Annotated in this window: 8 protein-coding genes and 1 pseudogene; 8 read left to right on the forward strand and 1 reads right to left on the reverse strand. The window is 50.6% G+C overall.

Going from position 1 to position 10,089, the window contains the following annotated elements:
- The 7 genes and pseudogenes from BTJ49_RS14935 to BTJ49_RS14965 all read left to right on the forward strand — a co-directional run.
- Positions 1 to 295: transposase (locus BTJ49_RS14935; protein WP_240601857.1), on the forward strand; the 295-nt coding region annotated here is incomplete at its 5' end.
- Positions 296 to 583: pseudogene (locus BTJ49_RS14940) on the forward strand (IS3 family transposase); the annotation flags it as partial.
- A 343-nt stretch (positions 584 to 926) separates the two neighbouring features.
- Positions 927 to 2,633 (forward strand): hypothetical protein, encoded by a 1,707-nt coding sequence (locus BTJ49_RS14945; RefSeq protein WP_146742376.1) that lies wholly within the window; start codon positions 927 to 929, stop codon positions 2,631 to 2,633.
- 154 nt (positions 2,634 to 2,787) lie between these two features.
- On the forward strand, positions 2,788 to 3,615 hold the full coding sequence (locus BTJ49_RS14950; protein WP_113066233.1) for an alpha/beta hydrolase: 828 nt from the start codon (positions 2,788 to 2,790) through the stop codon (positions 3,613 to 3,615).
- A gap of 13 nt (positions 3,616 to 3,628) precedes the next feature.
- A complete protein-coding gene (locus BTJ49_RS14955; RefSeq protein ID WP_113066234.1) occupies positions 3,629 to 5,107 on the forward strand; it encodes an amino acid adenylation domain-containing protein in 1,479 nt (492 codons plus the stop codon).
- Positions 5,108 to 5,132: 25 nt separating this feature from the next.
- Complete coding sequence (locus BTJ49_RS14960; RefSeq protein WP_206098437.1) at positions 5,133 to 5,402, forward strand: acyl carrier protein; 270 nt, start codon at positions 5,133 to 5,135, stop codon at positions 5,400 to 5,402.
- A gap of 125 nt (positions 5,403 to 5,527) precedes the next feature.
- Positions 5,528 to 6,490, forward strand: coding sequence for a chlorinating enzyme (locus tag BTJ49_RS14965; RefSeq protein WP_206098438.1), 963 nt, complete (start codon positions 5,528 to 5,530; stop codon positions 6,488 to 6,490).
- 69 nt (positions 6,491 to 6,559) lie between these two features.
- Here the strand turns inward: BTJ49_RS14965 and BTJ49_RS14970 are convergent.
- Positions 6,560 to 7,695 (reverse strand): IS3 family transposase gene (locus tag BTJ49_RS14970; protein ID WP_206098439.1). Its coding sequence is split into 2 segments (ribosomal slippage): positions 6,560 to 7,452 and positions 7,452 to 7,695, totalling 1,137 coding nucleotides; the frame shifts between segments, so codons are not numbered across the junction.
- A 1,566-nt stretch (positions 7,696 to 9,261) separates the two neighbouring features.
- On the opposite strand from BTJ49_RS14970, the gene BTJ49_RS14980 reads away from it, so the two are divergent.
- Positions 9,262 to 10,089: condensation domain-containing protein (locus BTJ49_RS14980; protein ID WP_240601858.1), on the forward strand; the 828-nt coding region annotated here is incomplete at its 3' end.

Below are 10,089 nucleotides of genomic sequence, written 5' to 3' on the forward strand. Positions count from 1 at the left end.
CGAATTTCTGGGAGAGGCGCTCGTGATGTGGGCCAAGGAGCACGGCATGGCGATCCGGGACATCCAGCCTGGAAAGCCCAACCAGAACGCCTACATTGAACGATTCAACCGCACCTTCCGCGAAGAAGTGCTCGACCAGTATCTGTTCTTGCGACTGGAGGATGTCCGGGAAGCGGCCTACTGGTGGACCATCGAGTACAACGAGCAACGCCCCCATGACTCGCTGGGCGATCTGACGCCCGTCGAGTACCGGCAACGAGCCGCCAAGAGCTCTACTTTTGAAATGTCTGCTTGACGGGGAAGCTTACGGGTCTACACCAGCGATGACTGGCGAAGCTTTCTGTCCGCACATGGCCTGACCTGCAGCATGATCCGGCGAGGCAACTGCCATGACAATGCACCGGTGGAAAGCTTCTTCGGCCTGCGCAAGCGAGAGCGGATCAGGCGCAGGATTTACCCGACCAAGGAGACCGCGCGCTCTGACGTATTCGACTACATCGAGATGTTTTACAACCTCAAGCGCCGGCATGGTTCAAATGGCGACCTGTCGCCTGTAGAGTTCGAACGGCGCTACGCGCAATGAGGGTCCTGAGTGTCTACAGAACCCTGGGCGTATCAGCTTAAGAGCATCAGAGAACTGCACAAGCTGCCGCGAGATGGGCTTGCAAAGGTCCGAATAAGTGCGCCATCTTGAATTTACCTGCTTACTGCCACAAACTGGTAAGTGGACTGGATGAATAGTGTAAACCGTTGCCGGCATGAGGAAGGCAGTGCGTGGAAGTGCACCCATAGGCTATGAATGAAGGTTTGTTGCACATCCCCGCGGTTGAAGCCATTTGGGGCAACATCGCCAAGCCTTTGCGAATTGACCAACCAACAGTCTGCTACGGCGATGGTATCTTGAAGCACGACAGTGCAATCTTCATTTGGAAGGATTGATTGTCGATATCGCGCTTAGTGCTGTAGCGAGGGCAGCTTTTGTTATGTCGGAAGAAAATGTGTTGTCGTTGATCGGAAGGGGGTTGCTTGACCGAATTTTCCCCAGGCGAAAGTTGCTAAGAGAGATTCGGGCGCGATGGGGCAAACCTAGTAACAAACGGGCTTGGCTCCCAAGTGCTCATTTCGATCTGACCCGGGGAGAGGTATCTTCAGCCTATGTAGACGAAAAGACTTGGGTTGATCTGGAGTTTCCAAGAATATTTTCCCGACTGGATAATACGGTTACTCCGCTGGGTAGCCAGATATTGTTCTCTCGTATGCGTAACTATGTCGATGATCCCAAGGAACTCGCCCAAAGTTATGCTCTTGCCGAGATGCTACAGTCAAACAATGCTCTTCGAGAGAACATTCAGCTCGCGCTCACTCCGCTGCAGGATGACTCTCATGCTGAGATCGTTGACTTCTTGTTCGGCGAACCACCAGAACAGGTAAGGCATCCGTTACCTCTAGTTTTGTGGAGTCTCTGCAGCCTATCCACCTTGGCCGCAGTGATTGTCTCTGCATTGTCGGTATGGATGCTTTTGGGAATCATTGCCGTTAACGGATTAGTCATTCTGCGGATTTCCTGGATGCGAAGCCATGAGAACGAGGCCTTGAAAGGTTGTCTTGGCTTGTTGCAGGTGGCTGATGCACTAGTCGATATCGGACGGGGTGTCGCGACATTCGATGTTATGCAGCAGCTACGTCAAGAGAGACACCTCCGCAAGCGGGCGAGGGCAAGTTTTCGTTGGATTTCATTACTCCAATTAGAATTTGTAAAGTACGCTGAGACTTGGCTCAATATAGTTTTCCTATTCGAGCAGATTGTTTATATGCTTACTGTTAAGCAGTTTACTAAGGAGCGCGGTACACTACAGTCTACCTTTGAATTGCTGGGTTCGATTGATGCAGCTGTTGCGATCGCCTCTTCGCTGGAGTGCTTTCCCGATCATTGCAAGCCTGCCATCCTGGACAAGCAGCGGATTGATATTAAGAACGGCTATCATCCCCTGCTCTCTAACCCTGTAAGTAATACGTTGAGTCTCGATGGCCGATCTGCATTGATTACCGGTTCGAACATGGCTGGTAAGACCACTATGATCAAGATGGTTGGAACTAATATCATTCTCGGCCGCACCCTAGGTTTTTGTCTAGCATCGCAGGCAAGCATTCCACGATCAGGAGTAATGGCTTCAATTCGTAGCGAGCACTCAGTCGAGTCCGGCAAGAGCCATTATTTCTCGGAGATTGAAACGCTGCGATCATTCATCCAATATGCGAGGGAGCAACGCAGCGGCATTTTCATCATTGACGAACTTTTTAGTGGAACCAATACCGTTGAGAGAATTGCTATTGCGCGGGCCGTGCTTGAGAAGCTATCCATCGACGCCATGGTAATGGTTACAACTCACGATGTTGAATTGCAGCAGACCTTGTCTGAGCGCTTCGATCTTTACCATTTTCAGGAGAACCCGGATGTTGATGGATTCTTTGATTATAAGCTAATCGTGGGAGCGGCCACCGAGCGCAATGCCATCCGACTGCTAGATCGTATCGGCTTTCCTGGCGAGGTGGTGGCACGTGCTATGGATTATGTATTGAATTCTATTCAAGATGCCAACACGAAAATTGGAGAAGAAGCGAGAGGTTCATGAGTAAGTGTTAAGTCCGTTGGTACACGTGAGCGGTGCGTTTCCGCACTAGTAGGAGCGCCCCGAGATCCAGTATTGATGCAATAACCTCCTTCACCTGTTCTCAGATCTAAAGAAAATTAACGTTAGCTCTATTGATTGAAAGGAAGGTTTACTAATGTTAGTAAAAACGGAATTGACACATGATGGTTTTCCACTCAAATATGCATATACCAATGCGTCCCGCCAAGAGTGTATTGTTCTGGCGATGCCGTTTGGGTTGCGAATCGAGCTTGCAGACGCTTTCTTCCGATTTTATCAGCCTCATTATGACATAGTGTCGTGGGAGTCGAGGCTGATTCTCGATCCTCCGGGGCTAGAAACAAGCTTGGATAACTTCGCAGTCGAAAATCATGTCAAAGACCTTGTGACTGTTCTTCGTGCATGTCAGGTTTCTCGGGCTATTTTAGTGGGATATTGTTCGGGCGCGGGCATTGCTTTGGCAGCTGCAAGTAGGTTTCCTAAGTTGGTCTCAACTCTGATTTTGGTGCATGGCGAGTACGTGCTACTTGACGATGAATCATGCACAACGCAGTTTGCCGAGGACATGGATCGCCTGCTATCCGTTGCGGCTAAAAGTGAGGGGCACGCCCGTCAAGTTTTTGAAAAAGTGAACAGCGAGCGCCCGTTAACAAATAATAATCTGCCAAAAGGAATCGACATGCCGTTTACCAAATTACATTATCTACATCGGCATGCTATGAACTATTTGGCCTATAAGGCTATAGACTTCAGAGGTTTAGCGCAATCTATAACACATAGAAGTCTTCTTCTCACCGGAAATAAAGACGCTCAAGTTAATGTGGAAAGTACCCGTGAGATCCATAAATTGATGAGGAATGCCGAGATATACGTAGACATTAATGCAGACCATTACGGTATCCTTCGAGAAGATTCTAAAACGCTAGCCGTTCTGTGGAATTACCTTACTGCGCAGCAAAGCTAATGGAATAGACTGCATGTGTATTCATCATCGTGTAGATTACATAGTTGACCGGTTTCCGAAGAAGGTGGCAGTCAAGTGGCGAGACGGCTGTCTTACCTATGAGGAATTGAATGCCAGAGCTAACTCTCTCGCGCATGACCTTATAGCAGCCGGCGTGATTCACTCTGATGTGGTTGCTTTGTCGATGAGGCAATCAGCGGACTTGATCATTTCGATGCTTGCCGTACTAAAGGCAGGGGCAGCCTATTTGCCGCTTGAAGAGAGCATCTCATCTTCCCGCAAAAGGAAATATATGGAAGATGCACGGGTCACCCATATAATATCTAACCGGAGTGCCGAACCTTGGAGTTTTGATCGTAAGGTTATTTGCATAAATGCTCTCAATGCCTATCCCCACGTTGTTTCTGATAAATCCATGTTGTCTGTTTCGTCGCGGCCTGAGGACAAAGCGTATGTAATGTTCACCTCCGGCTCAACAGGCGAGGCTAAAGGGGTAGTGGTCCCGCATCGGGCAGTGATGCGACTAGTCGTCGATACAAACTACATACAATTATCAGCTGATGACAATATTCTACAACTATCGTCCCCGGCTTTTGATGCTTCAACCTTTGAAATATGGGGCGCGATCCTTAATGGCGCAACGCTAGTCTTTAGTTCCGAAATTGTGTTTGACCCAAATGCGCTGAAGAGGGATTCGACAAAGAACGGTATTACAATTCTATGGCTTACTGCAGCTCTTTTTCACATAATAGGTGATCGATATATAGATTCGATCAGATCAGTGAAGACACTGTTGGCGGGAGGTGATGTGCTTAGCCCGCGCATAATCAATAAAGTTCTTGATGCATTGCCTAACATCAGAATTATTAACGGATATGGTCCAACTGAAAATACGACGTTTACATGCTGCCATAATATTACGACTAAAAATCGCCCGTCTTTTGAGGGTGTGCCAATTGGGAAAGCAGTCTCGGGAACCGAGATATTTATACTCGACGAGACTTTAGCTCCGGTTGCAGAGGGGGAGGTAGGGGAGCTGTTCGTTGCCGGTAAAGGAGTAGCCTTAGGTTATCTGAATGGTGATGTAACTGAAAGCTTCTTCCATGACGAAAAGATATGCGACGGTCTGATATATCGTACTGGGGACTTGGTCAGGGAAAACATCAACCACGAACTGGAGTTTATTGGTAGGAGAGATAATCTCGTTAAAGTTCGAGGGTTTAGAGTATCTTTAGACGGGGTCAGGCAAGCTATACTTCAATTAAAGGAAGTTGTAGATGCCTTGGTCAGTCTTCACAAGGAAGAGGCTGGCGATGAACTTCTGATAGCTCACATCAATTTGCGACAGGGAGCTAGTTCGGATCTCGGTGAGATTAAGGAACGATTGCGAATGGTCTTACCGGACTATTCCATTCCCGATCGTTTTGTGTTTGACGAATTGTTATCGGTCACCGTAAACGGAAAATTAGATCGGAAACGTACAGTATCATAGAAAATCATCTTACGAGGCGCTTGTGATGGACGCATATATTCGAGAGACGATAATTGAATTGTTTCGAAAAAGGAAGATAATGGAAAATATAAGGGAGGACGATAAGTTTTTTGAACTAGGAGTTTCTTCTCTGACTATTATTGAATTGCAACTTGCAATTGAGGAGGAGCTTGGAGTGTCCGTCCCTACCAGTGAACTGATGCGGTTGCAAACGATGAAAGAGTGGATCGAAGCATATGGTGACCGTGCATCACAAGAAGCCGCGCGCTCGGCAATGGTTCCTCCAAGAATCTAGATGCGGCAATTCTCAGCAGGCTGGAGAAAATGGGATAAGGCTCTTAATTATACCTAGGTCTTAAAAGGGGCAGAAGATGACTGGTTGGTTGGTAGGAAGATTTACACATGCACGGAAGTGGTCTCATGAAGTTGCTGAGTCCAAAACTCGGAGAGGCTGTGATGTGTAGCGATTTTAGTATGAGCAATGACGAGTTGAAGCGATTCAAACTAAATGGTTATATAGGTCCATTTGATCTTTATGATCATGAAGCTATCCAGCAGGACTATCAGGAACTTCGCGCCCAGTTGTTCGATCGATCGCACGCTATCTATAAATTAGATCACACGAGTCGTCTCGCCGGTTACGATCGCCATCTGGATGTGGACTTTCTTAGCGCGCACATAATGCGACCAGAAATCATTCACAAGCTACGGAATATTCTCGGTCCAGACATCACTTGTTGGAGATCTGAAATGTTTCCGAAATATCCTGGTGACGAGGGCACTGATTGGCATCAGGCGGACACATTTGCGCATGCTTCAGGTGCACCGCAAATCATATGGCCAACTGCCCAAAAATTTGGTGGCGCAATAACCGTTTGGACTGCTATTACCGACTCGACCGAAAACAACGGTTGTCTTCGGTTTATTCCTGGAACGCATGAAGAAATGTTTTACGATGAATCTCTTGGCATGGAGTATGCTCCTGAGTTTGAAAACAGGATCGATAAAGGTGGTGTCAGGCGGGGTTTCTTTGGATACGATTACAGAAACCTTCAGAAGGATCCCAACTTTGTTCCAGATGAGTCCAAAGCGGTTTCAATAGAGATGCGCGCCGGTCAATTCGTAATATTTTGGTCTACTTTGATGCACGCATCTTTTCCAAATTCGACTACAAATAAGACGCGACTAGGATTCACGGCGCGATATGTTCCCGCAACTGTCAAAGTCTACCCGGACACCGATGTCATAGAGGAATATGGCAGTCGATTGTCGTTGTCTAAATATGGTGTTGTACTAGTGTCAGGCAAGGACGTATTGGGTCTGAACAAAAATTTGACTTCAAGTGCGCGGGGGTTTGAGTTCAACCGCTATAAATTAGCGTAGATTAATGTGTTCGACTTGATAGGAAAAAATGCGACTGGACTTACCCGGCTACGTAGACACTCCCGACCCTCACAATAAGGCCCGCTCGAAGGCCTCGGGGCTGACGTCGCCGAGATGGCTATGTCGACGGCTCCGATTGTAGAAGACCTCGATGTAATCGAAGATGTCGGCACGGGCCAGGTCGCGGGTTTTGTAGACGCGCTTGCGGATCCTTTCCTTTTTCAGGCTGCTGAAAAACGATTCGGCCACCGCGTTATCCCAGCAATTGCCGCGTCGGCTCATGCTCGGCTCCAGGTTATGGGCGGCGCAGAATCGTCGCCAGTCGTCGCTACCGTACTGCGTACCCTGGTCCGAATGCACCAGCACGCGTTGTTTGGGCTTGCGTCGCCACACGGCCATTAGCAAGGCGTCCAATACGATCTCGCGGGCCAGGGTTGGCTTCATCGACCAGCCCACGACCTTGCGCGCATACAGGTCCACGACCACGGCTAGATACAACCACCCTTGCCAGGTCCGGATGTAGGTGATGTCGGTGACCCACGCCTGATCAGGGTGATCGACGGTGAATGCCCGATTGAGCCGATTTGGTGCCAGGATCGAAGGTCGACCGACGATGCGGCGTGGCGCCTTGTAACCGCGTAATGCCTTGATCTTGTTCTCGCGCATGATCCGAGTCACGCGGTGCTTGCTGCAGGTTTCTCCGGCCTCACGCAAATCGGCGAACACGCGCAAATAGCCGTACACGCCGCTGCTGGCCGCGTAGGACTCCCGAATCAATCCCAGCAGGCGTTGATCCTCGATGGCGCGATCGGACAGGGGCTTGTGGAACCAGGCATAGAAGCCTGCGCGCGAAGCACGCAGTACACGGCACATGGTGGCGACCCGGTGCATATGGCGATGGTCGTTGATGAAGCGGTACTTCACTCGGGTTGCTGAGCAAAGTACCTTGCGGCCTTTTTTAGGATGTCGCGCTCCTCTTCGGTACGACGCAGCTGAGAACGCAGTCGAAGGATTTCGCTTTTGGCCTCGATCAGCTCGGATGCTTTACGCTCTGAATCATCCGGTTTGACAGCTTTGACCCACTTATACAGGCTGTGGGCCGACACGCCGAGTCGGTCGGATACCTGGGCAACCGAATAGCCGCGTTCGAGCACTTGTCGAACCGCTTCGTCTTTAAATTCCGGGGTGTATCGCTGACTACTCATGGCACTTCCTCCTATGCTCAAATCATAGGCCCGAAGTGTCTACGGTACCCAGGCAAGTCCAATCATAGGCCCGAAGTGTCTACGGTACCCAGGCAAGTCCACCCGTCGAGTACCGCCAACGAGCCGCCAAGAGCTCTACTTTTGAAATGTCTGCTTGACGGGAAAGCTTACTCATAGGGATCGGGTCGAGTCCACTGATGGTTGACGATATTACGTATTACTTGTATCAAAGAAAGTAGGAGTTCAATACGGGGCAAAAACACAACAGCTCTGGCACACGCCACTTATCCAAGCGCCCTGAATCAATCGTAGCTAAGGTTTCCTGGGCAGCGCTTGGGGTGTTTCTACACGCTAGTGTTGACATTGACAGCAGTAGCTAGCAAGTCCGAGGTCTAGCTAGTCCGAGGTGGATTTGGTGTTCCATACGCGTCCAAGTGTGCTGCCATTACGCGTATGTAAGTGCAGTAGGCTGGAGTCCGAGATTTCTTGAGGCTTTCATGTTGAATTTCGTCGCTACTCAGTAAGTCATGAGTTAGAAAAGTCCATGTCAAACTCTGAAGGGATTCAAGTGCCAATTGCACTGATGCAAAGGTTACAGCGGCCAAAATGGGATCTGCGCCTCTTGGCATGGCAATGTCTGCTTGGTACAAGGGGTATGGCGTTCGTGCTCACCTTTTACAGTGAGGACGTGCGGTGTCGGGCGTAATGACCGAGTTTGTCACGGCGGCGCTGGGTTTGGGCGGGCCTTGGCAGGCCAAGTTAGTGCGCTTAGAGCTTGCTGCTACTGAGATCTATGTCGATGCGGCTTGTGCGTGGGCGGATATGGCTGGCGTTGACGGGAAGCACATCGATAGCGCTGTTTCGCACGGGCGGTTATTGAACCTGAAAGATGGCTTCAAGGCAGAGGGCGGCGGCATCTTCGTGGCGGCGCTATCGATGGATGACGGCTATCCGGACGCACTCCGACGCAGAGGTTACATCGCCGGAGGGCGCGAACCCCTGCAGCTGTCATTCTTCAATCGTTCCATCTTATCAACCCTGTCAACGAGGAGGTTGACGGGCTGCAGGGGGCGGACGAGGTTTAGGAGCTGGCACTCAAGATCACCTGTTTCTACGAAAGTAAATATGTGGGTGGCAGGAGCCGGCGCGAAATCGTTGTGCCCTGGCTGCGCCAGTCCGGGTCGAACATCGCGCGTCTGGCGCGTGATAGGGATTCTTCGTGGCACCATGGTATGGCGCCGATATCGGCAGGTGGCTGTTCATGGATGGGTAGACAGCTGGTCACGGCGCTGTCGACCTCCCGCGCAAGCGTTTGGCGAAGATCTTCCCGACGCATCGCGATGGCATCCGCCATACTCCCACCAAGCCCCCGTCGCAGCTGAGTCGATTAAAGCCAACATAAAGGGCGCCATCGCCTGCGCTCGTGGCTTCCTAATTTTTTGGAACTTACGCACCATCGTCTACCTGCTGAAGGTGCGAGGGGCGCTGCCGATTTTTCTATTTCAACCGGTGTCTTGATGAAATCGGTGGCCAGTGCATCTACACGTAACGTCATGGATCCCCAAAATGCAAGTTCAAGTTGACTATTGGCGCCAAGCTCTGGCCGGTATACCAGCATTGCTTAACTTACCCACCGACTACCCGCGCCCACCGCGACAGTCCTTTGCAGGGGCGAGTGTCCAGGTGCAACTCGATACTGCCTTGACTCAAGGCCTCAAGCGATTGAGTCGACAACACAACACCACGTTGTTCATGACTGTGCTCAGTGCTTGGGCTGCGGTTCTGGGACGCCTCAGCGGTCAGGAAGACCTGGTAATTGGCGCGCCCACAGCCAACCGCAATCGTGCCGAGATCGAGCCGCTGATTGGTTTCTTCGTTAACACCCTGGCGTTGCGTATCGATCTGTCAGACGACCCGACTATCGCCGAGTTGCTCGACCGTGTGCGGCACACCACCTTGGCGGCGCAGGATCATCAAGATTTGCCCTTTGAGCAGGTGGTGGAGATTGTCCAGCCACCTCGACGGCTCGATCAGACGCCACTGTTCCAAGTGATGTTTGCCTGGCAGAGCAACAATGCGGAGATATTTGATCTGCACGGCGTACGCGTTGAGCCAGTCCCCATGGCGTTCGATAAGGTCAAATTTGATCTAGAGCTTGAATTGAGCGAGGTCGATGGCGCCATTGTTGGCTCATTTAACTATGCCACAGCACTATTCGATGCTGCGACCATTGAGCGACATAAAGGCTATTTGCTCGCAATGCTGCGCGCGATGGTTGCTGATGCAGCGCAGTCGGTATCACGCATTGATTTGATTGCGCCAGCCGAGCGCACCTTGTTGCTGGAGACCTGGAACCAGACCGAGGCTCCGTATCCGCATGACCTGTGTATCCAC

It is taken from the genome of Oleiagrimonas sp. MCCC 1A03011 (assembly GCF_003267965.1).
Taxonomy (GTDB): domain Bacteria; phylum Pseudomonadota; class Gammaproteobacteria; order Xanthomonadales; family Rhodanobacteraceae; genus Oleiagrimonas; species Oleiagrimonas citrea.